The organism is Paenibacillus sp. 2TAB23 (genome assembly GCF_052115165.1).
Classification (GTDB): domain Bacteria; phylum Bacillota; class Bacilli; order Paenibacillales; family Paenibacillaceae; genus Pristimantibacillus.
Genome location: NZ_JBFRGD010000018.1, coordinates 15,597 through 41,172, shown reverse-complemented (window position 1 = coordinate 41,172; position 25,576 = coordinate 15,597). Strand labels below are relative to the sequence as shown.

The 25,576-nt window shown below is 50.7% G+C and carries 18 protein-coding genes; 7 read left to right on the top strand and 11 right to left on the bottom strand.

Going from position 1 to position 25,576, the window contains the following annotated elements:
- Positions 1-67: 67 nt before the first annotated feature.
- The 6 genes from AB4Z29_RS22665 to AB4Z29_RS22640 form a co-directional block, all read right to left on the bottom strand.
- Positions 68-730 (bottom strand): HAD family hydrolase, encoded by a 663-nt coding sequence (locus AB4Z29_RS22665; protein WP_441945256.1) that lies wholly within the window; start codon positions 728-730, stop codon positions 68-70.
- Positions 731-1,073: 343 nt separating this feature from the next.
- Positions 1,074-2,012, bottom strand: coding sequence for a DMT family transporter (locus tag AB4Z29_RS22660; RefSeq protein WP_441945255.1), 939 nt, complete (start codon positions 2,010-2,012; stop codon positions 1,074-1,076).
- Between the two features lie 94 nt (positions 2,013-2,106).
- Positions 2,107-3,180, bottom strand: coding sequence for an ABC transporter substrate-binding protein (locus tag AB4Z29_RS22655; protein WP_441945254.1), 1,074 nt, complete (start codon positions 3,178-3,180; stop codon positions 2,107-2,109).
- A complete protein-coding gene (locus AB4Z29_RS22650; RefSeq protein ID WP_441945253.1) occupies positions 3,177-3,980 on the bottom strand; it encodes an ABC transporter permease in 804 nt (267 codons plus the stop codon). Before AB4Z29_RS22650 ends, AB4Z29_RS22655 begins: the two co-directional genes overlap by 4 nt.
- Positions 3,964-4,782 carry an ABC transporter permease gene (locus AB4Z29_RS22645; protein WP_441945252.1) on the bottom strand — a complete coding sequence of 273 codons (819 nt, stop codon included), beginning with the start codon at positions 4,780-4,782 and terminating at the stop codon, positions 3,964-3,966. Before AB4Z29_RS22645 ends, AB4Z29_RS22650 begins: the two co-directional genes overlap by 17 nt.
- Positions 4,772-5,881, bottom strand: coding sequence for an ABC transporter ATP-binding protein (locus AB4Z29_RS22640; protein WP_441945251.1), 1,110 nt, complete (start codon positions 5,879-5,881; stop codon positions 4,772-4,774). Before AB4Z29_RS22640 ends, AB4Z29_RS22645 begins: the two co-directional genes overlap by 11 nt.
- A gap of 199 nt (positions 5,882-6,080) precedes the next feature.
- On the opposite strand from AB4Z29_RS22640, the gene AB4Z29_RS22635 reads away from it, so the two are divergent.
- The 6 genes from AB4Z29_RS22635 to AB4Z29_RS22610 all read left to right on the top strand — a co-directional run bounded on the left by AB4Z29_RS22635 (position 6,081) and on the right by AB4Z29_RS22610 (position 13,475).
- On the top strand, positions 6,081-7,520 hold the full coding sequence (locus AB4Z29_RS22635) for a PTS mannitol transporter subunit IICB (protein WP_441945250.1): 1,440 nt from the start codon (positions 6,081-6,083) through the stop codon (positions 7,518-7,520).
- Positions 7,521-7,609: 89 nt separating this feature from the next.
- Positions 7,610-9,664, top strand: coding sequence for a BglG family transcription antiterminator (locus tag AB4Z29_RS22630; protein ID WP_441945356.1), 2,055 nt, complete (start codon positions 7,610-7,612; stop codon positions 9,662-9,664).
- A 2-nt stretch (positions 9,665-9,666) separates the two neighbouring features.
- Entirely contained in the window at positions 9,667-10,104 is a 438-nt protein-coding gene (locus AB4Z29_RS22625) for a PTS sugar transporter subunit IIA (protein WP_441945249.1), read from the top strand.
- Positions 10,101-11,495 (top strand): mannitol-1-phosphate 5-dehydrogenase, encoded by a 1,395-nt coding sequence (locus AB4Z29_RS22620; protein ID WP_441945248.1) that lies wholly within the window; start codon positions 10,101-10,103, stop codon positions 11,493-11,495. The genes AB4Z29_RS22625 and AB4Z29_RS22620 overlap by 4 nt, the downstream gene beginning before the upstream one ends.
- A complete protein-coding gene (gene ptsP, locus AB4Z29_RS22615; protein WP_441945247.1) occupies positions 11,495-13,222 on the top strand; it encodes a phosphoenolpyruvate--protein phosphotransferase in 1,728 nt (575 codons plus the stop codon). Before AB4Z29_RS22620 ends, ptsP begins: the two co-directional genes overlap by 1 nt.
- Positions 13,215-13,475, top strand: a complete 261-nt coding sequence (locus AB4Z29_RS22610; RefSeq protein WP_441945246.1) for an HPr family phosphocarrier protein — start codon at positions 13,215-13,217, stop codon at positions 13,473-13,475. Before ptsP ends, AB4Z29_RS22610 begins: the two co-directional genes overlap by 8 nt.
- Before the next feature lie 67 nt (positions 13,476-13,542).
- Here the strand turns inward: AB4Z29_RS22610 and AB4Z29_RS22605 are convergent, their stop codons facing one another.
- The 3 genes from AB4Z29_RS22605 to AB4Z29_RS22595 form a co-directional block, all read right to left on the bottom strand.
- The gene (locus tag AB4Z29_RS22605) at positions 13,543-18,696 is read right to left on the bottom strand and encodes a cadherin-like beta sandwich domain-containing protein (RefSeq protein ID WP_441945245.1); all 5,154 of its coding nucleotides are present in this window, start codon (positions 18,694-18,696) and stop codon (positions 13,543-13,545) included.
- A gap of 769 nt (positions 18,697-19,465) precedes the next feature.
- Positions 19,466-19,765 (bottom strand): hypothetical protein, encoded by a 300-nt coding sequence (locus tag AB4Z29_RS22600; RefSeq protein ID WP_441945244.1) that lies wholly within the window; start codon positions 19,763-19,765, stop codon positions 19,466-19,468.
- A 264-nt stretch (positions 19,766-20,029) separates the two neighbouring features.
- Positions 20,030-20,197 (bottom strand): hypothetical protein, encoded by a 168-nt coding sequence (locus AB4Z29_RS22595; RefSeq protein WP_441945243.1) that lies wholly within the window; start codon positions 20,195-20,197, stop codon positions 20,030-20,032.
- Between the two features lie 401 nt (positions 20,198-20,598).
- Between AB4Z29_RS22595 and AB4Z29_RS22590 the strand changes: the two genes are divergently transcribed.
- Positions 20,599-21,198, top strand: coding sequence for a hypothetical protein (locus tag AB4Z29_RS22590; protein ID WP_441945242.1), 600 nt, complete (start codon positions 20,599-20,601; stop codon positions 21,196-21,198).
- Positions 21,199-22,257: 1,059 nt separating this feature from the next.
- Here the strand turns inward: AB4Z29_RS22590 and AB4Z29_RS22585 are convergent.
- Positions 22,258-24,495 carry a YhgE/Pip family protein gene (locus tag AB4Z29_RS22585; protein WP_441945241.1) on the bottom strand — a complete coding sequence of 746 codons (2,238 nt, stop codon included), beginning with the start codon at positions 24,493-24,495 and terminating at the stop codon, positions 22,258-22,260.
- 76 nt (positions 24,496-24,571) lie between these two features.
- Positions 24,572-25,171: a TetR/AcrR family transcriptional regulator gene (locus AB4Z29_RS22580; RefSeq protein WP_441945355.1), complete on the bottom strand. Its 600-nt coding sequence runs from the start codon at positions 25,169-25,171 to the stop codon at positions 24,572-24,574.
- Positions 25,172-25,576: the final 405 nt, after the last annotated feature.

Sequence of the window (25,576 nt, the reverse complement as noted above, 5' to 3'; positions counted from 1 at the left end):
TGGATGGTATCTTCAGCGGTTTTTGTCTGAATATTCTGATTTATTAGTTCGTGATTATACAGCGGAATTAAAGTCCTCCGGCAGCCATCATTTGAAAATCAATATGAGATAACGACTCTGCATGAAAATACCGATCAGATTGATCAAATGGCAATGATTTCGTAATGGCATTCGGTACGATAATGCAAGACATGCCTGCCGCCAGAGCCGCTCGCGCTCCATTAGGCGAATCTTCAATCGCTATCGCTTCACTCGCTTCCACCCCGAGTGCCGTCAAAGTTTGTACGTAAAGCTCCGGGTCTGGCTTAACCTTTGCCACGTCATCCGCCGTTCGAATTGCCTCGAAATAATGACCGAGCTCAAGCTGCTCCAAATACTTGTCGATCCAAGCGCGGGGCGAGCTGGAAGCAAGCCCGATCTTCATGCCTGAGTCCTTCGCATCTTTCAAATAATCCAAAATTCCGGATCGCACCCGTTCGCTTTGCATGAGATTCGTATGTTGTACATGTACCGAGTCACGGAAGCTGTCTTTATCGATGGCCAGCTTCAGATCCGTCATCAAGTATTCATAAGGGTTAAAGGTGTGCAGACTTGTGCCGATGCAGCCCGAATATTGTTCTAACGTGAGCTCAACGCCATGCTCCAAGTACGCATCTCGAAACGCATGGTACCACGCTGTCTCTGTGTCGATAATCGTCCCGTCAAAGTCAAAAATAATCGCTTTAATCATTCGTCATTCTCCTCCCGCAAAGCAAGTGTCATGTTCTCTAACAAAACCGTAACATGTATGGAAAGTGAGAGTCAAGGCGTATAACCGCCTAAACGGCTGTTTAACGGGTTATCCCTGAGCACTATAGAGTCCGGGATTTCCGTTGCTATGACTGGACATTCGTCATTTTATGCAAACGCTTCGATTGTTTCCGAAAATAATTTTCAAACTATTCTAATCAACCGCTTACATTACAAGCCTCTTACTTCTGCATTCCAATATGCATAAAAAAGAGGTATGTCATGGAAGAATACCTTCCCTTGACATACCTTCTTGTTTCAAAGCTATGATTAAGCGGCTTTTTTCATACGAGCTGACTTCCCGTATTCGCGGATGGAGCAGCTGGCTCAACCCGTTTTTTACGCTCGATGCTGATCCAGATCAAGCCCGCAGCCATACATCCCGCACCGCACATTTGAAGCAGTGCAATCTTCTCGTCGAACATGAAGTAACCGGCGGCCACCGCAGCTGCAGGTACCGCATATCGGAAGAAGTTGGATCTTGTGGCTCCGACTTTGAACATGCAGGCATTCCACATCACGAAGGCAACCACCGTACAGATCAATACATTATAGCCAATGGACAAATAATGGCCGGCATTCAGCGCGGACCAGTTCGTTTGCCCCCATGAGCCGAACGTCAGCGGCAGCATGAATAAAGAGCCGAATGCGATGGTCCAGGTGCTGACGCGCAGCGCCGAATATTTTTTCATAAGCGACATGGAGCTGAGATTGAACAATGGGCCGATAATGCTGACGCCGAATGCCATCGCATTGCCGAGCATATTTTCCGAGGATAGGCTGAAGCCCTCGTCACCGCCGAGAATGACGAAGCACACGCCTACAATCGAAATCGCGCCTCCCACGATTAGCCGCGGCGTAATCGTTTCTTTCATAAACAACGGAGCGAACAAAGCTGCAAAAATCGGCCATGGCGCAACGTTAAGAAGCGAAGCGTTCGCAAGCGTCGTATATTTAATCGAGTACATAACGGTGATCTCAAGCAGCGTAATACCGATAAGACCGATAAGCGCGAGCCTTGGCACGATCCGCCACGGAATGCCAACGCTGCCTTCGGTCAGCTTCAGGATCAGAAAGAAGAATGGGATAGCAAGACCAAATCTTAAAAAAGAGAATACGACCGGATTAAACGACTCCATCGCGAGACGCGATATGCCGAAGTTCGCTCCCCATACGACAGCGATTAGGATCAGCCCGCCGTAGTTCAACCACTTATTGTTCATTCTTTTCCGCTCCATCTATTCGCAATTGTTCACCTGTGCAAATTCCTTAATCATCATAGCATGGGAAATCCGCGAAAAACGCCCCGATATTGGCTCATTTCTTATGCATTTTAAACTCTAGGAACAGCTCGTTGTAATGGGACAGCATTTTTTTGCCGAGATTATCATAAACCTCCAGCCTTCCGGTCAGCTCCTCGTTCGGATAGAAGCGCTCATCGCCCGAAATATCTTCCGGCAGCAGCGACATGGCCGACTGATTCGGCGTAGAATAGCCGACATATTCCGTATTCTGCGCGGCTACCTCAGGATCGAGCATGAAGTTGATGAACTGATGCGCGCCTTCGATATTCCTCGCCGTCTTCGGAATGACCATATTGTCGAACCAGAGGTTCGAGCCTTCCTCAGGCACGACGTAATCGAGCTTATCGTTCTCGCCCATAATTTCGGAGGCATCCCCTGACCATACAAGCCCGACCGCCGCTTCTTCGTTCGCAAGCAGCAGCTTGATTTCATCGCCAACGATCGCTTTGACGTTAGGCGTCAGCAGCTTCAGCTTCGCCTTAGCCTCCTGCAAATGAGCTTCATTCGTATCATTAAGCGAATAGCTTAGAGCGTTCAGCCCCATGCCCATAACCTCCCGCGCACCGTCAAGCAGCAAGATCTGATTGCGCAGCTGCTCATCCCATAGATCATTCCAGCTCGTGAAGGCGAGATCGCCTACAAGCTCGGGATTATAGACAATGCCGACCGTTCCCCAGAAATACGGAATCGAATAGGCATTATCCGGATCAAAGGATAAATTCATAAATTTCGGATCAATATGCTTGAGGTTAGGCAGCTTGTCATGATCGAGCTCGAGCAGCAAGCCTTCCTCTTTCATTTTGCTAATCGCATATTCGGAAGGTACGCTGACGTCGAACGTCGTCCCGCCCTGCTCGATCTTCGTCATCATTGCCTCATTGGAGTCGAAGGTTTGATAGATGACCTTAATGCCTGTTTCTTGCTCAAAACGCTCCAAAAGCTCCGGATCGACATAATCGCCCCAATTATAGATCGTCAGAGTCTTGTCGCCGCTATAGCCTTCGCTATCATTCAAGTAGGCAGTCAAGTAGATGAGCCCGAGGGAGACGGCAAATACAATCGCAAACATGCGTACGAGCTGTTTCATCCGCGTCCCTCCTTCACCGATGATTTGACATTCCGCTGATTAATAAAGTAATAGCCGACTACGAGAATAATCGTAAATAGGAAAATGAGCGTCGACAACGCATTGATGGATAAGGACACCCCTTGACGGGCTCTTGAATAGATTTCGACCGACAGCGTCGAGAAGCCATTTCCCGTTACGAAAAAGGTGACCGCAAAGTCGTCAAGCGAATAAGTCAGCGCCATGAAAAAGCCAGCGAATATGCCTGGTTTGATGAATGGCAGCACGACTCTAGCAAGCACCTGCCAGGAGCTTGCGCCAAGATCCCGCGCAGCGTCGATAAGCGTCGTGCTCATTTCCTGCAGCTTCGGCAGAACCATGATGACGACGATCGGAACGCTGAATGCAATATGCGAGAGCAGCACGGATACAAAGCCAAGCTTAATGCCGATCATCGTGAACAGGATGAGAAAAGACGCCCCGATAATTACATCAGGACTAACAATCAGCACATTGTTCAATGTAAGCAGCGTTTGCTTCGGACGATTGCTTCGCACATGATGGATGGCGATCGCTCCGATGACGCCTAGAATCGTCGAGATCGCGGCAGAAAGCAGCGCGATTACGAACGTATTAAGCACGATAATCAGCAGGCGCGTATCGGCGAATACTTCCTTGTAATAATCGAGCGTAAAGCTCTCGAAGTCACGCATTGACCCGCCGCTGTTGAAGGAATAGAACATTAAATAGAAAATAGGCGCATAAAGTACAGCAAATACGAGCACTAAGTAAATATTCGACCATTTATTTTTTCCGCGCATAGACCGCACCTCGCTTCCGATTGCCAGTGAGCAGCATCATGGCCGCCATCGCAAGGATAAGAAAGACAGCGATTGTAGCTCCCATGCCCCAATCCTGCGTGACGAGAAAATGCTGCTCAATTGAGGTACCGAGTGTTATGACACGGTTCCCTGCGATGAGGCGGGTAATCATGAACAGCGACAGCGCCGGAATGAAGACGGCCATGCAGCCGGACTTCACCCCACTGACGGTAAGCGGGAAGATGACCCTGCGGAACGTCGTCCATGCCGATGCGCCCAGATCTCTCGCTGCGTACACGAGCGTTGGATTCATTTCCTCCAGCGCATTGAAGATCGGGAGGATCATGAATGGAATAAAAATATACACGGAGACGAACACAAAGCTGAAATCCGTGAACAAAATCTGTTGTTTGCCGATGCCGATTGCTTCTAGCAAGCTATTCGTCAAGCCATAGGTGCCGAACAGGCCGATAAATGCATAGGCCTTGAGCAGCAGATTAATCCAGCTCGGCAATATAATGAGCAGCAGCCACAGCTGCTTGTGCTTAGTCCGCGTTAAGAGATAAGCTGCCGGATACGCAGCGAGCAGCGATATCGCGGTAATAAGAAACGCGTACCAGAATGAGCTGAGCGTCATGCGCATGTACACCGGCGTGAAAAACTTCGCGTAATTGCCCAGCGTGAAATGGCCTTCTACGTCGAAGAACGAGTAATACGCAACCAGCACGATCGGCGCCACAACGAACAGCACGATCCAAGCCAGATAGGGGACCAGATAGAAACGGCGAGATCTATTCGACATGGTCAGCCTCGCTGTACGCTTCGAGACGTTTGTCGAACTCTTCTTCCGTCTCGCCGATCCGCATGACGTGAATCGCTTCCGAATCGAAATGCAGACCGATCTGTTCACCGACAACAGCCTTGCGCGTGGAGTGGACTAGCCATTCATTGCCCGCATCGTCATAACAGCAAATCTCATAATGGACCCCGCGGAACAGCTGCGAATCCACCCGTGCCTCCAGCTTGCCGCCACCTGCCGAGGTAATTTCGAGATCCTCGGGCCTGATGACTATATCGACCGCTTCATTCGGCATAAGCCCTTGGTCGACGCACGCGAAGGAGCGGCCGGCAAATTCCACCTCGAAGTCGCGCACCATCCTGCCCGGCACAATGTTCGATTCTCCAATGAAATCAGCGACAAAGCGATTGATCGGCTCATCGTAAATATCCGTCGGCGTGCCGCTCTGCTGAATCTTTCCTTCATTAAGGACAAAAATCTCATCGGACATCGCGAGCGCTTCCTCTTGGTCATGCGTGACAAATATGAACGTAATCCCTAGGCGGCGCTGCAGCTCGCGCAGCTCGTACTGCATCTCGGTCCGAAGCTTCAAGTCGAGCGCGGAGAGCGGCTCGTCCAATAATATAATCTCCGGCTCATTCACGATGGCTCGCGCGATCGCCACACGCTGTCGCTGGCCGCCCGACATCTCGGCAATTTCCCGCGATTCGTAGCCAGGCAGGTTGACGAATTTCAGCGCATCCATCACCTTCGCGGTAATATCCGCATTTTTCATTTTTTTGATGCGCAGGCCGAATGCCACATTCTCGAACACATTCAGGTGGGGGAACAACGCATAATCCTGAAATACAGTGTTCACCTGCCGCTCATTCGCAGGCACGCGGTTAATGACTTTTCCATTGAAATAGATTTGTCCCTCGGTTGGCTCGGTGAACCCCGCAATCAACCGAAGTATTGTCGTTTTGCCGCAGCCAGAAGGGCCAAGCAGCGTATAAAATTTGCCGCGTTCTATCGTAAAGCTAACGTCTTTCAGAACAGCGGCAGCGCTATTGTCATATTGCTTCGTGACGTGCTCAAAGCGAATTATTGTTTGATCCTGCATCTCGCATACCCCTTTGCCTAATTAGAAGAAACAATAGTGATTATACCGCATACCTACAAATCAGCAATAGAAAAAGAAAAATGATGTCAACAGCCTTCATGACGCAACCTGCTTTTCAATTGATTGAACATGTAAGCGCTATACATTACGATTAATTCATGTTCAGTTCGCACACATTATGTTAATTGGAGGTTGAAGCATGAATAAACTGGCATCTGAAAAACCGGTCTCCGGCGGTTTTAAAGTTTCCGTTCAACGGTTTGGCCGCTTTCTAAGCGGAATGGTCATGCCGAATATTGGCGCATTTATCGCTTGGGGTCTTATTACCGCTTTATTTATACCGACAGGCTGGATACCGAATGAGAGCTTGGCAACGCTCGTTGGCCCAATGATTACCTATCTTCTTCCTATTCTTATCGGCTACACCGGCGGTCAAATGATTCATGGCGTACGCGGTGGCGTCATCGGCGCCATCGTCACGCTCGGCGTGATCGCCGGCGCCGAGATCCCTATGTTCCTCGGTGCGATGATCGTCGGCCCGGCTGCGGCTTGGGTGCTGAAGAAATTCGATCAATCGATCGATGGCAAAATCCCGCCCGGCTTCGAGATGCTCATTAACAACTTCTCGTCCGGCATTATCGGCGGCGGGCTCGCACTCATCGCCTTCAAAGGTATCGGTCCGGTAGTCGAGGCGCTGAGCAATGTGCTCTCCTCCGGCGTTCAATGGCTGATCGATACCGGCCTGCTGCCGCTCGTGAACGTATTGATTGAACCGGCCAAGGTATTGTTCCTCAACAATGCGATCAACCACGGCATTCTTGGACCGCTCGCCTTGGACCAAGCAACCGAAACCGGCAAATCGATTATCTATATGCTCGAATCGAACCCCGGTCCTGGACTTGGCATCCTGCTTGCTTATTGGCTGTTCGGCAAAGGCATGGTTAAGCATTCCGCGCCCGGCGCTGTCGTCATTCATTTCTTCGGCGGAATCCATGAGATCTATTTCCCTTACATTCTCATGAATCCACGCTTGATACTAGCAGCAATCGCAGGCGGCGTAGCCGGAACCTTCACCTTCTCCCTATTCGGGGCAGGACTGGTAGCCGCACCGTCTCCAGGAAGCATCCTAGCCTACTTCTCGATGACGCCAAAAGGCGGCGTGCTGGCTATGCTGAGCGGTGTTGTCGTGGCGACAGTCGTATCGTTCCTCGTGTCCGCCGTGCTGCTCAAAACCAGCAAACAAAGCGAGAGTGACGACAATGAGCTGGAGCTTGCGACACAGAAAGTGCAGCAAATGAAGGCGGAGTCAAAAGGTTCAGCTGCTGCGTCTCCTTCTGCAGTGAATGCACAGCGCTCGAAGGAACAGGTTAGCAAGATCGTCTTCTCCTGCGATGCAGGAATGGGCTCCAGCGCGATGGGCGCTTCGATCCTTCGCAAAAAAGTAAATGCAGCCGAGCTGCCCGTCACGGTCATCAACACCGCAATCAACGATATTCCGGGCGATGCCGATATTGTCATTACGCATAAAACGCTCACAGACCGCGCTCGCCAGAAGGCGCCGAACGCCGAGCATATCTCGATCGACAATTTCCTAAAAAGCCCTGAATATGATTTGCTTGTACAAAGACTAAGCGAATAAACGATACCGTTTCTTTTATGTAGACCATACTTAACGCTGACAGTTTACTGTCGGCGTTAAGTCCATTCTTCTGTTAAGGAGGATAACCTATCAAAGCCTCGACTAGGCAACGCCGCATTATAGAGCTGCTGATGGAGCAGAAGCATGAAATTACCGCCGCCGATATCGCTGCAATCGTCGGTACCAGCACGAGAACGATTCATCGCGAGCTGAATGATATCGAGCCGCTTCTTGCTGCAAGCGGGATTCTGCTGCACAAAACCGCGGGGCTCGGCATTCGCGCCGAAGCCAGTCACGCCGCGCTTGAGCGGTTCAAGCATTCGCTTGACCATGCCGACTCAGCGGAATATTCAGCGGATGAACGCAAAATCTTAATCTTCTGCAGCTTGCTAGAGCTCGAAGAGCCCATAAAGCTGTTCTCGCTTGCGCATGAGCTGCGCGTCACTATGCCGACGATTAGCCATGATCTCGATGAGCTCGAACCGTTCATGGCGAGGCAGGGCTTGACGCTCGTAAGGCGCAGAGGCTATGGCGTAGAGATTATTGGCAAGGAAGCGGCCAAGCGCCATGCCATCAGCTTGCTCGCTGCCAACCATCTGGACGATGCCGACTTATTCGGACAATTCAAGGATTTGGCGGTAACCAATCCGATTACGGCGCGGCTGCTCGACATGATCGGCAAAGAAAACTTCAAAAGGCTGGAGCTCGCCCTATGGGAGCTAAGCGACGAATGGTCGAACACCTTGTCGGAATCCGATTATACGAAGCTGCTGATCAAGCTGTCCGTTGCTTTTACTCGCATAGAGCGCGGTTGCATGCTCCCGCTTAGCCCTGCCGGCAAAACAGAGCCTATTCCCTTACTGCTAAGCCTGCTGGATGTTCTTCACATTCAGCCCCCGGCACAAGAGAGAATGTATTTATCCGAGCTGCTGGATAACGAGGCGCTTCCGGAAAGCAGTCTGCTGGTGCTGCAGGAAGACATCACAGCCATCGAGAACGTGAAGCAGCTTATCCGGCATGTGGAATCGAAGCTGCAAATGTCGCTCGCCCATGACCGCTCGTTGGAGGACGGTCTAATCCAGCACATCAAGCCTGCATTTGGGCGCATTCAAGACGGAATTGCCATTCGCAATCCTATGCTGGCGCCTATCAAGAAGGAATATAGCCTACTGTTTTCCATTGTGCGCAGCGGTGTACAAAAGATATATACGGCCCTCCAGATTCCAGACGAGGAGATCGGCTACATCGTCATGCATTTCGGCGCATCGCTGGAGAGACTGAAGCCATTCCCGAGGAAAATTAGAGCTGTGCTCGTCTGCACGAGCGGAATTGGCTCTTCAAAGCTCCTTGCTGTCAAAATCGCCAAGGAGCTGCCGCAAATCGAGCTGATTGGCCATTTCTCCTGGTTCGAAGCGCGGCGGCTTCCGCCTAATCGTTATGATCTGATTATTTCAACGGTTGATTTGCCGCTGGAGCCCGATCGCTACATTAAACTCAGCCCTATGCTCTCGCAAGAGGAAACGACCAAGCTTCGCTCCTATATTGAGGGCACCACATTAAAAAAAGAAAGTCCATCCATCGCTAGCGTGGCCGATGATTTCCGCCAATCGCCGATGGACCGACTGCATCTGCTCCAGCTTTATTCCGGCATTGTCCTGAGGCTGCTGGACGGCATGCGCGTGCATGATTTGCATTTGACCAATGAGCATGATCTGCTTGAGCATCAGCTCCCCTGCATGCTCGCCTTAATCGAAAAACCTGATATCGGCGAGCATCTGGACAGAATCGTTTCGCAGCTGCTCGAAAGAGAGCGGCAAGGCTCGCTGATCATGCCGGATTCGGAGCTCGCTTTGCTTCATACCCGGAGCGAATGGATCGAAGCGCCTCTACTCGCTTTGTACCGTTACGACAGGCCGCTCCTATTAAGCGAGGATGATTCCTCGCACGCCTCTCAACTGCTCTTGATGCTCGGACCTAACAAGCTCGATACGTACAGCCTGGAGCTGCTAAGCGAGATTAGCGCTATGCTGCTGCTGCCGGAGCTGATTGCTGTATTTGCAGAGGGCGATGAGGCAAGCATTAAGCTATTCATCTCCAAACAGCTGGAGAATTATATAAAAACAAAATTGGATTGGAGAGACTAACCATGACTATTCTATCAACAGACAAAGTAAAGCTTAACGTGAGCGTAAAAGATAAATATGAGGCGATCCGCCTTGTCGGGCAGATGCTCGTAGATGCAGGCCATGTGCCAGCGCCTTATATTGAAAAAATGATCGAGCGAGAGGATTCGCTGTCTACCTACATCGGCGGCGGACTTGCCATGCCCCACGGCACGAATGATGCGAAAGCCATCATCCAATCTACCGGTCTCGCCATTATCACCGTTCCGGAAGGCGTAGATTTCGGCGGCGAGGAGCCTGCTCAGCTGATTATCGGCCTCGCTGCGGTCGGCGACGCCCATTTGGATATTTTGACAAGCATAGCTGTGCTCGTATCCGAGGAGGAAGACATGCAGCGCATTCTAAATGCTGCGAATGAACAAGAGCTGATTGCCATTTTCGAATCGGGGATGGAAGCATGAAGGCCGTCCACTTTGGCGCAGGCAATATCGGCAGAGGGTTTATCGGCTTGCTGCTCCACAACGCCGGCTACGAAATAACCTTCGTCGACGTGAACGACAAGCTCGTTTCGGAGCTGCAGGAGAAAGGGCAATATGCGGTAAAGCTTGCTAACGAGCAAGGAGACACCTATCTGGTTGACCACATTTCGGCGATTGACGGCAAAGATGCAGGCCGAGTTGCCGAGGCCATTGCAGGCGCCGATATTGTAACGACTGCCGTTGGCGTAAACATTCTGAAGCATATCGCAGGCGCGATTGCCAGGGGGATTGAGCAGCGTGCGATTGGCAGAGGCAATGAGCAACTGTCGACTGGCGGAAGCAACGAGCATCGTGCCGCTGACGGAGGTAGTGAGCAACTGTCGACTGATGGCAGCAGCGAGCGGCTTGCGACTGACGGAAGCATCCAGCAACGTGCGTTTGACAGAGGCAGCGAGCGGCTTGCGATTAGCAGAGACAGCGAACAGCCGTCGACTGATAGAGGCAGCGAGCGGCTTGCGACAGGCCCCAATCGCGCCTTGCCCTTCATTGCCTGCGAGAATGCGCTTGGCGGCAGTACGCTTTTGAAAAAACTGGTTTATGAGCAGCTGGATGCAGCAGGAAAGTCATTTGCAGACCAATATATTGCCTTTCCGGACGCAGCAGTAGACCGCATCGTACCGCTGCAGCAGCATGAGGATTCACTCCAGGTTACAGTCGAGCCATTCTATGAGTGGACCGTGGAACGTTCTCCTCTACTCGCCTCGCAGACCGAAATCGAAGGCATTCATTACGTTGATCGGCTCGAGCCATATATCGAACGCAAGTTATTTACCGTGAATACGGGCCACTGCGTCGCTGCTTACCACGGAAACCTAAAGGGTTATGCGACTATTCAAGAAGCGATGCAGGACCCGGATGTCATAGCCGAAGTGAAGGGAGCTTTGCTCGAGTCTGGCGCCGCTCTCGTAAGGACCTATCAATTCGACGAGAAGGCTCATGCCGATTATGTGGATCAAATATTGGAACGGTTTATTAATCCCTATTTGGTGGATGAGATTGCTAGAATCGGCCGATCGCCAATTCGCAAGCTCTCTCCGAACGACCGTCTAGTTCGACCGGCCTTATCCGCTTATCAATATGGCATTCCCGTCGATCACTTGACCGCCGCTATGGCGGCTGCCTTATATTTCAACTATCCAGATGATCCTGAATCGGTAGAGCTGCAAGCTTATTTGAGTGAGCATGGGCTTCATGCGACGCTGGTCAAATATACCGGCCTTGCCGAGCAGCACCCCCTTCATATTAGAGCTGCCGAGCAATATCACGAGATCAGTCAGCGTTATAGTCCGGCACAGAAAGGAATGAACTCATAATGACACTGAAGGGTATAGCGGCTTCGCCCGGCATTGCGATCGCTCGCGTGTTTTTCCTATCCGCCGAACGCTTCGTCCCGGATCGGCAAATCGTTCCAGACAGCTCCGCCGAGATATTGCGTTTTCGGTCATCCGTAACCGTAGCGCAGGCAGAAATTGAAGCCATTCGTATTTCTACCGAAGAAAAGCTCGGAGCGGACAAAGCAGAAATATTCGAAGGTCATCTGATGATTCTGGAGGACCCTGATTTCATTGACGCCATTGCGATGAAAATCGAAGAAGAAAACATAAATGCGGAATATGCGCTGCACGAGACAGCCCAATCATTCGTCGAGCTGCTGCAAGCCATGGACGATGAATTGCTGCGCGGACGCGCAGTCGATATCGAAGACGTATCCGGGCGGATCATGAGCCATTTGCGCGGTACGCCGCATATGGATCTGGCGGGCATGTCCGAGGAATGCATTATCGTCGCCCGCGATCTGACTCCGTCAGACACAGCTCAGCTCAATCTGGATTATGTGCGCGGATTTATTACGGAGGTGGGCAGCCGCACTTCCCATTCCGCCATTATGGCGCGTTCACTTGAGATCCCTGCTATCGTAGGAGCAGGCAGCGCCGTTCTTGATATTGCTCCGCATGCGCTTGTTGTGCTGGATGCGAATCAAGGCATCGTTCTAATTAATCCAACGGACGATGAATTGACGGATTACCAAGCCAAGAAACAGGCTGATGATCAAAGGAGAACGGAGCTAAGCAGGCTGAGAGAGCTGCCTACGCTCTCCAAGGACGGCAAACGGGTGGAACTCGCAGCCAACATCGGCAAGCTGGATGATATTCAGCGGGCGATTGATAATGGAGCGGAGGGCATCGGGCTTTTCCGCACCGAATTTCTTTATATGGGACGCAGCTCGCTCCCTACCGAGGAAGAACAGTTCACCAGCTATAAGTACGCACTGGAAAAAATGAATCCGAAGCCCGTCGTCATCCGCACGCTCGATATCGGCGGCGACAAGGAGCTTCCTTACATGGAGCTTCCGAAGGAAAGCAATCCGTTCCTCGGACAGCGTGCCCTGCGCCTATGCTTAGATAGGCAGGATCTGTTCCGGACGCAGCTGCGGGCGCTGCTCCGCGCAAGCCGCTACGGAAACCTGAAAATCATGTTCCCGATGATCGCCGTACTCGAAGAGCTCCACGAAGCAAAGCGCCTTCTTGAGGAAGAAAAACAGAAGCTTATCGCAGAAGGCGTTGAGCTCGCCGAGCATATTGAAATCGGCATGATGATCGAAATTCCCGCCGCGGCAATCGCAGCGGACCTCTTCGCGCCCGAGGTTGATTTCTTCAGCATCGGCACGAACGATCTCGTTCAATATACGATGGCGGCAGACCGCATGAATGAAAAGGTAGCGTATTTGTACCAGCCATGGCATCCTTCCCTGCTGCGCCTCATTCGCTTTGTCATTCAAGCAGCGGAGAAGGAAGGCAAATGGGTTGGCATGTGCGGAGAGATGGCCGGAGATGCGACCGCAATCCCCTTGCTGCTAGGACTCGGTCTACATGAATTCAGCATGAGCGCTGGCGGGATTCTTCCGGCCAGGGAGCTGATTAGCCAGCTTAACCAAGCCGAATGGTCCGGCCATGCCGTCCAAGCCTTGTCGATGCGGAGCACCAAGGACATTACACAATTTGTTGAAGATACCCAAAAAGGAGTGACTCATCATGATTAGCAAAACATTCACGATCCTTAACCCAACAGGCTTCCACGTTCGACCGTCCAAAACCTTTGTTCAAACGGCAACAACTTTCCCCTGCAAGGTGAACGTCATCAATAAAGGCAAGAAAGTAAACGGAAAGAGCTCGCTAAGCATGCTCACGCTTGGCATCGCCGCAAATGAGGAAGTCACGCTGGAGGTCGATGGCGAACAGGAAGAGCAGGCGCTCGAGGCGCTCGGCAAGCTGCTTACTGAAATTCACGAGTAAGCGGTAATGAACCTCATAGTAAAAATGAAAGGGCACCTGAGTAGGTGCCCTTTTATTTTTGGAGATATTATGTTTGCTCGGATTTCTGATTCAATTCCTCCAGCATGCGGATTAATACCGTCACAGCCTCGGCCCTCGTCGCCTGAGCAAGAGGGTTGAACCGATTTTCGTCAGTGCCTTTCATAAGCCCAAGCTCCTTAATCGCAGCTACTGCACCTTTCACCCAAGCCGGGATCGCTCCGTCATCCGCAAATCCAGTGACTGCATTCGCAGGAATAGTCAGCTTCAGCGCGTTTGCGATCATGGCTGCCATCTCCATGCGCGTAATCTCGGCATTGGGACGGAAGGAGCCGTCCGCATAGCCCTTGATGATTCCCGCTTCAACCGCCCGGGCGACTGCTTCCCGTGCCCAAGATCCGATTTTCACCGTGTCTGTGAAGGTTAGTTCTCCGTCCGCTTCCGGAAGCTTCAACGCATGCACGAGCATAACCGAGAATTCGGCACGCGTAATGCTTTTACCAGGCTTAAATGTGCCGTCGTCGTAGCCCTTAACCAAGCCGAGGCTCGCTGCCAGCTTAATGTTCGATTCAGCCCAATTCCCCGCAATGTCGCTGAAGTCCGCCTCCGGATGTGACATAGCCTCCTTATCCACGACGAAGACCGCAAATTTCGTGAAGTGGTCCACCTGCACGCTAATCTCACTGCCAGTTACTACACCGCCGATTTCAATCCATTGTTTCTTCGTTTCGTCGAAATAATAGATTACAGGCTTTTCGGTGTTCTTCACGCTGCCAGGATCGAATGCAAAGGTCAGCGTTATCGGTTTATCGAAGTTTTCCGCAAAGTTTTTCGTAATCTCATAGATCGAGCTGGCCAATGATTCTTTATCTGTTAACAGGCCTTCCGTGTCCAGCACTTTTTCGATTTCCACTTTAAGTTCTCGCTCTGCAGCCCCGCTCGGAATGATCAGCTTCACCGTGTTGTCTTTGCTGACCACCCCGGATTTGCCCACAGGAAGCGTCAACTGACCATTACCCGAAACGATAGGTTCGTTCGAAGGAGACGTCGGAACAGACGGGCTTGGTGAAGGATCTGCCACTGCCGCACGTGTTACGGCTACCGTGTACGTCTTCATTGTTGTGCCGTCCGCCGCCGTGACCACGATCTCAATGATGTTGATACCTTCGTTCAACACGATTGGTGCCGACGCATTTACGCTGGTTACCGCCGCGTCATTCACCTTGACAGACGCCCCGGCATCCGCCGCTGTAGGCATGACCATTAAGCTGCTTATCCCGTTCACTACGCTAACCGTGTAATTTGTTCTGCCTGAGGCAAACGCCGGGTTCAGCGCCGCGCCTTCCGAAAGCGTCAGGCTGCTCAAGTTGGCATTCGTGCTTGCCGACGTCGACGCGCGCACCACCGTTATTAGATAAGTCTGCGTTGTGTTACCGTCCGCCGACACGATGAGGACCAGAATGGAGTTGATGCCCACTTTCAGTGCGATTTCTCCTGATTCCGTGCCGCTTTCTACGAAATTGTCTTCTACGATTATCATCGCTCCTGCATCAGCCGCCGTCGGCGTGACCGTCAAGCTAGTTTGGCTGTGCGGTACGTAAACGACATAGTCTGTCGTAGCTGGATCAAACACCGGGTCCAGCGCCGCGCCTCCCGACAAGACCAGATTGCTTAAGCTCGGAAATGAATCAGCGCGCGTTACCGTCACCGTATATATCTGCGTTATCGTGCCGTCCGCGGACGTTACCGCAACCGGAATCGTATTCGCGCCTACGTCCAATGGAATGGCGTCCGATTCCGCTCCGCTTGCTACGGTCATGTCTTTAACCGTTACCTTAGCTCCCTCGGCCGACACGGTTGGCGTGACCGTTAGCGTACTTACGTCATTCGGTACGTCTGCCGTGTAGCTAATTGTGTCCCACTCAAACGCAGGGCTCAGTGCGACTCCGCCAGACAACGTCAGATTGCTCAAGCTGGCATTCGCGCTTACCTCCGCACGCTTAACCCAAACCGTGTATGTCCTCTTTAAGCCATTCGCTGCCGTCACTTCAATATTGATGGGATTGACACCTGCAATAAGTGTAATGTTGTCGGATGCGGTTCCACTGCTTACGATTGCATCGTTAACCTTGACCGTCGCGCCCCCGTCCGCCACAGTCGGCGTCACCGATAACGTATTCACTTCATAGGCCGCGCTCGCATTGTAGTACAGCATATCCGATGTAAATATTTTATCAAGCACGACTCCGCTAGAGAATGTCAGGCTGCTCAAGTCGGCATTCCCGCTCAAAGGAGGTGCCGCACGCGTCACAGTTACCTTGTAAGTCTGCTTCGCGATCCGGTCCGCTGCCGTCACCTCGATCGTAAGCACGTTATCGCCTACGGTCAGCGGAATCGGGTCCATTTGGTTCGTTATACCGTTAATCAAGATCGTCGCGCCGCTATCTGCAGCGATTGGGGCCACGATGATATCGTTCATGTCATAATCTACATTCATCGTGTAATTCAACGTCCCCGGCGCAAAATTTGGATTAAGCGGCCCGCCGGCTGCAAAACTCAATACGCGCAAGCTCGCGTCCGTACTTGGCGGCGCGGCGGCGCGCGTCACCGTTACCATGTATTCGGTGGCCGTCTTGCCGTCCTCTGCCGTCACGCGAATGGGGATCGGATTGTTACCTTCTCGCAACGCGATCACGTATGGTGCGCCGCTTGCGACCGTACCACCGTATACTTGCAGCCTTGCTTTAGCGTTAGCTACGACTGGCGTAATTGTCATCGTATTCACGTCATGATCGACACTTGCCGTGTAAGCTATCGTACCCGGCGCAAATGTCGGGCTCAGAGCAATTCCGTCAGATAATGTCAGGCTGCCCAAGCTTGCATCCGTGCTTGGCGGCTCCGCTCGCGTCACCGTAACGGTGTATGTCGACCGGTTCACGCCGTCCGCGGCCGTCACTTCAATGATAATGAGGGTTTCGCCTACGTTCAGCGCGATTGCTTCGGACATCCCCCCACTTTGGACACCCTTGCCGTTGACTTTAATCGTCGCTCCTGCGTTGCCAGCGCCCGGTATGACCATTAAAGGATCCGCGTTATAGGGAACACTTATCTGATAGTTATGTATCCCTGGCGCAAATGCCGGACTCAGCGGAGAGTTGCTAGTCAGGATAAGATCGCTCAAGCTGGTATTAGTGTTTGGTTGTGCCGCACGATTCACCGTCACCACATACTTCTGCTTGGTCCTCCCATCTGCCGTCGTCACTTCAATGTTAATCGGGTTATTGCCAACATTCAGCGCAATTTCTCCGGACGCCGTGCCGCTTGTGACCGTCATATCGTTCACGCTTACCGTCGCCCCCGCATCCTCCACGGTTGGTGAGAGCGAGATACGATCTACGCCATTCGCAACGCTAACCGAATACCGGTATACCCCTTTATCAAATGCCGGATTAAGCGTGCCAGCAGAAGACGTCAGCGCGTTAAGATCGGCAACGGTGTATTGAACGATCGTCCCTTTGGCACCAACTGCCGCATACCTTCCATTGCCATACGCAATGCCATTCAGATGATTGGCGGTGATCCAGGTCATATTTCCCCAAGAAACACCATTGGCCGATGACACGATCGCGCCATCATCCCCTACGGCTACGAATTTTCCTTTTCCATATGTTATTCCATTGATCAGGTTACGAATGCCCGATGATTGCTTCGTCCAAGTGATGCCATCGCTTGAGGTTAGAAGGGTACCGAAGTCTCCTGCCGCCACGAACATGCCGTTCCCGTAAGCCACACCCACTAGGCCAGCTGAAGAAGTGTATGTTTTCGTCCATGTTTCTCCATCAGCAGAGGTCACGACTGAACCGTCCGCCCCTACCCCGATAAAGACGCCATTCCCATAGGCAAGGTCCCTTAAGGGGGAGCTCGTGCCCGACTCATGCTCAGTCCAGGTTATGCCGTCTTCGGACGTTTTGATTACGCCTCCTGCGTAGGCAGCCACGAACTTATCATCAGCAAACAAGACATCGTAATAAACACCGTACGTGCAACACTCGCCCGAACGGTCTGTCCATGTTATGCCATCGTCCGAAGTGACAATTTTATCACCGTACCCGACCGCCACAAACCGCGAGTTACCGTAGGCAACGCCTTCCATTTGAGTAGCATCGCCGATATCGCGGCTTGACCAATTGATGCCGTCGGTGGATGTAAGCATTGCGCCCTTTTCCCCTGTCGCCGCGAACATGCCGTTGCCAAAAACGATATCACGCAGTGAAGAGGATGTCGTCGATGATGGATGCGTCCAATTCGATGTTTCATTCGGGCTGATAATCGCTCCGCCTGAACCCGCGACCGTGAACTTCCCATTGGCGAAAATAATGCCTTTGAGATCCGCTAACGTGCCTGCAGTGCGTGCATCCCAGTCGATGCCGTTCTCAGACACTAGGATGACTCCACTTTTGCCGACCGCCATAAAATTGCCGCTGCCATAGGCGACGTCATAGATGATCGAGGTTGCTTCTCCCGAGCCCCGTCTGGTCCATATGGCACCATCCGCGGAAGTCATGACAACGCTGCTGCCACCACCAAAGTAGTACCCTCCGACAGCCACGAACATCCCTTTCCCGTAGCTCACGGAAACAATAGACGCTCCGTCCATTTCCAAGACTTGCTCCGACCAAGTGATGCCATCGCTGGAGGTCAGTATTGCATCGGAACTCACCGCCACATATAAGCCGTTGCCGTATGCAATCTGCCCCATATTTCTCGATGTCCCGGATGACTGACTGGTCCACGCGACCCCATCCGTCGATGTTGTAACGGCTCCATTGCCACCTACCGCCGTGAATTTCCCGTCCTGATAGATAACGCCGACTAAATAATCCGTCACGTCCGAGTCGGCTGGTGACCAGGAACTCCCGTTCTCGGAATTAATTATGCTGCCTTTATCCCCAACCGCTACGAACAAGCCATTGCCGTATGCCACATCGGAATAAGACCATTGAGGTGTTACAGTTGTTCCAGTCCAGTTTTCTCCATCTGAAGAGGTTTTGATTGCACCTCCCTCGCCAACCGCCACGTACATCCCATTACCGTACGCTATAGCCCAGAGATCTCCGGTTGCCGCAGAAGCAGGAGTGGGGGCTGGAAGAAGACCCGCCAGGACAGCGCACACGGCCAGCATGGCCACTAAACGTCTATACATTGTTATCAACACGCACCTTTTCTATAATGTTTTAATAGCAATCATACATTGTAAAATAAGCTATAGAATCATTTTATTGATGACATCTTAATGAAACCCTCGCCTATATGAAAAGCCTCAGCATGAACGCTCTACTCTCCTTGTGTTCGTAAGGTACGACACATGGGTCGTATCTTCTACTATAAAACAAGGCGGGATCGAATTGACCTACCCGGGCGGGTAGGTCGAAGCTGCTAAATAGGGTAGGTATGCCCGGCTTGCACCACCAGATCGAGAGTGATATTTCTGTATCCGTAGCGGATGGGATATCCTCCCGCTGTCTCTTGAATAACGATCAGCTTGCGTTATCCAACTATTCGCCGCGAGTACTCTTATCAGCACCAGATACTCATCGAAATGAAGCATCTTGCCGCAACCCGCTTGGGTTGGTGGGTATCAAAGTCAGCTTGGGTGGATAAGTCATCTTTGGTGGATATCAAAGTTAGTTTTGGTGGATATCAAAGTCAGCTTAGGTGGAGATCAAAGTTAGTTTTGGTGGATATCAAGTCAGCTTGGGTGGATATCAAAGTTAGCGTAGTCTTTAATCCTTCCTCCCGTTTTCGCGTCAATCGCGACCGGGACACCAACAATTTGAGCGCTGGGGGAATAAGAAGGTTTTTAGTTCTAAATTGTGGCTAAAACCTCCGCAAGCAGAATGAATTAAACAAATAATATATTCATCATAGTATTCGACTTGTTTAGACATTTTTCCTTTATCAACCATATGATATTAGCAAAAATCTATTGTTTGTGCATGCAAGGTTGTCTGTTCCTGCAAGGTTGTCTGTTCCTGCGAGGTCGTCTGTTCCTGCAAGGTCGTCTGTTCCTGCAAGGTCGTCTGTTCCTGCAAGGTCGTCTGTTCCTGCGAGGTCGTCTGTTCCTGCAAGGTTGTCTGTTCCTGCGAGGTCGTCTGTTCCTGGAAGGTCGTCTGTTCCTGGAAGGTCGTCTGTTCCTGGAAGGTCGTCTGTTCCTGCAAGGTTGTCTGTTCCTGCAAGGTTATCTGTACTTGGAAGGTTGTTTTCCGCCGCAAGCGTTTGCCTTCTATTCCGTCAGTTCTACTTAAAGGTGATGCCCGTTCATTTATGGAATTTGCGCCGAAAAAGATACTCGAACGACATAGCATCTTTAGCAATATCTTCGTTCTCAATATACGAGTTTAAATGTTGTACCCTTAGTAGAACTAAGATCAGATGTTGTTCCCCTAGTAGGCGATGGTCAGAACAACCACAAAACGAAATGCAAAGCTACCCCCTCGTGTGTCTGAATAAAAAGAGGTTTATTACAACTTATTCCTTTACGAGATTAGAGTGTCGGCCGCTTTATCGACCTGGTACGAGCCGTTATGCCAGTTGTTATTCCAGTTATCGCGAGATAAGTCGATGACGCGGTTATCCCCCATCGTATCCATAGACATGGGCTGATGGCAATAGTTATGGATGGATGTCAAAATCTCCTCTACCAAATCCGGCTCCGCGCCCTACTGCTCTGTGATGTGCTGCTGCCGTAACTGCTCCTGCACGAATTGGTTAAACTGTCCGATAGCCCACAGCTTCTCTAGATTCCTGCCTGCCTTCCACATTTAGAATAATTACTCGACCATCGTACGAAATTGCCTCGGCTGTGTGTTTTATTTCATTCGACCATTCATTAAAGCCGGGAAAAAGGAACCAATCCTTTGAGCGGCTACAATGCATAAAGTGCAACGTTTTTCGCCATACGGAGGTCGCCGGCCGTCTACGTTGCAGTATCTACAACGTAAATGAATGATTGCGGCCATTTACGAAGAAAAGGCATCACTTCTGCTGCATTTTCTACATTGTAGGGAACAGGTTTGTATGCTATGTAAGGTTTAGGTTGTAGAAAGTGCAGCGTAGCTTAATGTTCTGTTCGATATTCGGTTTTTTGTTCGGTTTGTTGTTCGGTTTGTCGTTCTGTCGTTCTGTCGTTCTGTTTATTGCTCTGTTTGTCGTTCGGCTTGTCGTTCTGTTTGTTTCTCTGTTCGTTCTACTGTTTATCGATCTATTTGTTGCTGCGGTTGTGGAAGTATTGGATGTGAGGAAGTGGGGGGTATGCAGATGTCCGTGGAGTTCAAATATTGGGGCAGGAGTAAGGAGAGACGTACGAGCAGAGGAAGGGGATGGAATTTTCGCTCATTCTGCCATTCCATTGCAAGCTTCTCCCAAAATATTTCATTGGTGCGTTGTCGTAGCCATTACCTTCGCGACTCATGTTGCAGGCGAAGACGTGTTTCTCAAGAAGACGTTAGTATTTATTGTTAGCATAGTGAACGCCACGATCAGGATGAATGATCTGACTTTTTATAGCACCCACGCAGCCTATCTGTTTTTCAATGTAAAATATAAGAAATCAGTCCTTATGCAGCTGTCCATCGCCCACTACGATGACGCGGCCATGCAGATCCGTAACTCCCGTGAAAGTACCTACCTTCGTCGATTGAAATAAACGCAATATCCGTCAGCGATTTCCTGCATGGTCTCCTTGTTTCAAAATTTTGATTGAGAAGATTATCGGCAACAGAATGTTTGTTAGGCGTTCTTTTCCGGTATTCATAATTTTCACAGCCGAGAGAACAAGCATAACCACAAACAAAACTACAAACTTAATTAGAAACTTAATTAGAAACTTAATTTAGAAACTTAATTAGAAACATAACAACAAGCTACGCTGCACTTTCTACAACCTAAACCTCACTTAGCACAGAGATCAGTTCTCTACATTGTAAAAAATGCAATAGAATATCTACTTTTCTCCCAAAAATGCCAAAATCATTCATTTACATTGTAGATACTACAACGTAGTAAGCCAATGACCTCCGTATGGTGAAATACGTTGCACTATATGCACTGTAGCCGTTCAAATAACAGCTGCCTTATTTCAGCTTTAAGGTAAGATCGAATTATACAAAACACTTAAGCGTATGCTCGGTCTCTTATACGTAATAATGAACAATGCCATATAATCCATATAACGAGCTTCAAGTAAAAGCACAGTTAAATGGAAAGCACCATTATATAATTGAATTTATCAATACAAGAAGCTTCCCAAGCTGGAAAATGTTTAGCAATTCTCATCGACTTCTTAACTGAGAATTTAAAAAAGCCTCTAAACCCACTTTCACAGCAGGTTTAGAGGCTTAAGAATTCATTACTGCCGCCCATCAGCAAGGATGGCAGCAGGTTTAGATACTTTACAATTCATTACTGCCACCCATCAGTAAGGATGACAGCAGGTTTAGATACTTTAGGATTCATTTCTGCCACCCATCAGCAAGGATCACAGCAGGTTTAGATACTTTACAATTCATTCCCGCCACCCATCAGCAAGGATCACAGCAGGTTTAGAGACTTTAGGATTCATCGCTGCCACCCATCAGCAAGGATCAAATCAAGGTTAGATACTTTAGGATTCATTTCTGCCGCCCATCAGCAAGGATCACAGCAGGTTTATAACCCTATTAACTTCTTACTGCCATCCATCAGCTAGAATCCCAAAAGAATGCTGTTAAATAACCGGGACTACCGGCTGCTCTATGCTTTCTTTTTTGATTTTGCGGTGAGACAGCGTGAAGTAAAGATAGGATAACACGGCGAATAGAAGCGCAATACCTGCAAGAGTCGCAATATCTCTGCCCATTGAGCTGTAATCGCCACTCGATACGATATCCCTAAAGCCCGCTACCGCATAGGTCATGGGCAGGAATGGAGAGATCTTTTGCAGCCAGCCTGGTACAAGCTCGATCGGGAACGTCCCCGCGGAGCTCGTCAACTGGAAGATTAGCAATATTACGGCGATAAAACGCCCGGGATTGCCCATCGATGCAACCAAGAACTGAATGATCATCATAAACGTTAAGCTAGTCAAAATGGAATAAAACACGAATAGTCCCACACTCTGCACTTCAAGCTTCAGTACGAATAGAAGCGCTGCGTCAGCAATTAACGCTTGGATGATGCCGATGAGCGACAAGGTAAGCGCCTTGCTCCAAAACCAGCTCCAGCCGCTGTCCGGACGAACAGCAGGCTCGCGCACGGAGTACACGATCGTTAGCAGCATTGCGCCAACGAACAAGCCCAGCGATAGGAAGTAGGGAGCGAGTCCCGTTCCATAGTTGTCGACCTCGGTTATTTTCTCGACATCGAGCTTAACCGGATCCGAGAACATATCGATCATCGCATCGGACAGATTCAAATCCGCGGTTTTGTCCGATGCATCACCCAGCTTGCCGGAAAGCTCCTGCGTACCGTCTTCCAGCTTCAACAGCCCAGTAGCGACTTGCTTCGCGCCATCCTCCAGAGCTGCAGACCCGTCTACAAATGGAGTTATGCTTGTCGACAGCTGCGAAAGCCCCGCCGTAAGCGTTGATGCTCCGCTATCCAGCTGCTTCGCTCCAGCTGCAAGCTTAGCCGCACCGCCGCTAGCTTCTTTCAGCTTGTCGCCAAACTGAGTCATGCCGCCGGCAAACTTTTCTGCTCCTGCTATGACCTGCTCCGCACCAACACCTAATTGCTTGCCGCCAGCCGCCGCTTCCTGCGTTTTCTCATCGAAGCTTCCTAGGCCTTCCGCGACCTTCACCAGTCCGTCATTAAGCTTGGCAGCACCACCGCTCAACTGATCTTGGCCGGCAGCGGATTTCTCTAATCCTGCAGCCAGCTCGCGGCTAGCCTTCAGCAGCGAAGCAAAGCCGTCGCTCGAAGCCAGCTCCGGATTCGACTGACCAAGCTGCGCCAGCCCATTCGCCAGCTCCGCAGCCCCAGCCTTCAGCTGCTCCTCGCCTGCTGAAGACTCCTTCAGCGCGCCCGCCAGCTGCCCCGCAGCCCGCTGCGCGTCCAATGCCCCTTCCGCCAGCTGCCCGCTTGCTCCAGCCAGCTGCGCCATCCCGTCGCTGAGCTTCGCCGCTCCGGCGCCAAGCGAACCCGCGCCTTCGCCTAGCGATGCTGCTCCGGCGCCAAGCTGCTGCTGCGCAGCCTGCAGCTGCGCCAGGCCGCTCGCCAACCCTGCAGTGCCTGCGCTAAGCTCGGCACTGCCTTTTCCAAGCGCCGCGCCGCCATCGTTCAGCTTGGCGACACCTTCCTTCAGCGTCATCGATCCGCTGACGAGCTTTGCAAGATTGCGCTCGATGAGCACGGCTCCATCCTTCGCTTTCGTCGTGCCGTCGGCAATCACGCCGGCACCGTCGCTCGCCGCCCCGATTCCGTCAGCGAGCTCCTCTATTTGCCCAAATACGGTACGCGTGTACGCCGCCGTCACTTCACGTCCAAGCTCAACCTTCATCGTGTCTACCGCTTTGCTGCCAATTTGGGAGGCTAGAAAGTTGTAGCTCTCGTTAGCCAAGTAAGTCAGCTGTGCAGGCGTAGGCTCATCCGAAGTGAGCGTCGTTGTTTTCTCGGAGAAATCAGCCGGAATCTCAATAGCCATATAATAGCTGTGATCCTCCATCCCCGCTTCCGCTTCTGCCTTGCTTACGAAATGCCATTCAAACTTTTCGTTTTCCTTTAGCTGTTCCTCGAAATCGTCGCCAATATGCAGCGTTTCGTCGTTATACGTATATCCCTTATCGGCATTGACGATAGCTACTGGCATTTTGTCCAAATGTCCGTAAGGATCCCAGAAAGCGCCCAAAAACATCGATGAATACATAAGCGGGATCATAAGTACGCCGATAACGGATATGAGCAGCATCTTGTTGCCTGCAATTCCGGTTAGTTCTTTGCCAAACTGTTTCAATCCTCTGAACTTCAACGCGTCCACTCTCCTCATTACTAATTGACCATTATTGTCATTTAGTCATTTTATGATGTAAAAAAAGGCATCCAGGCTATTCCGGAGCCAATCCTACTTGCATATAAAATCGCAGCTGCTCCGCTACTTGCTGCTTATCCAGCGGTTCATGCGTTTTTTTCCAATCCACCGTCAGTGCCATATACAATCTCAGCATTACAAATGCCGTGATCTCCGGGTTGCATGGTTTAATCTCGCCTTTATCCATCGCCTGCTGCACCTGGTTTTGGATGTAGCCTACAACCGCTCTCTCAATTTGCTGCATGCCTTCCACTGCCATCGGCGTACCGATCTCACGCACCTCATGGGATAGCTTAAGCGCAAGCTCATGCTCCTCGCGGAACTCAAGCAGCTGCTCCAGCGCCGCATGCAAATTCTCGAAAAAACCGCGATTCGGATCGAGAACCTTTTCTGCTACCTGCTTCATTTCCATAATCAGCTTTCTCATAATCTCATGAAACAGCTCTTCTTTATTCGAAAAAAACGTATAGATCGTTCCCTTGCCCACATTCGCGATCTTAGCAACCTGATCCATCGTCGTCGCTTTGTAGCCAAACAACGCAAAAGATTTGGCTGCCGCATCCACAACCTGCTGTCGTCGATCAATTGACACTCCAACACCTCCGACCCGAAACATCTTAAATACTGACCAAAAAACCAAAACGGTCATTTCGACTTATGCCATCATAGCATGCGCCAATTTCAATTGCAACGGGTTCATTTATATATACCGGGAATCCTACAGCTGACGTGTTTATTAAGCTAAAATTATGGCTTTTATAGAAATAGTGCAGCCGATGCGGGAACCGTTCAGGACGCCAAAAAACAAGAAGCAGCCATCCATATGGTTACCTCTTGTTTTTACTTGTTTCGTGATTGTTTGTACTTATTTGTTTGTACTTATTTGTTTGTACTTATTTGTTCTTACTTCGCACTTGTTTCGCACTTATTTCGTACTTGTCTCGCACTTGTCTCGCACTTGTTTCGTACTTGCTTAGGACTTGTTTCATACCATGAATGAATCGTTGTTGCTGAATGGACG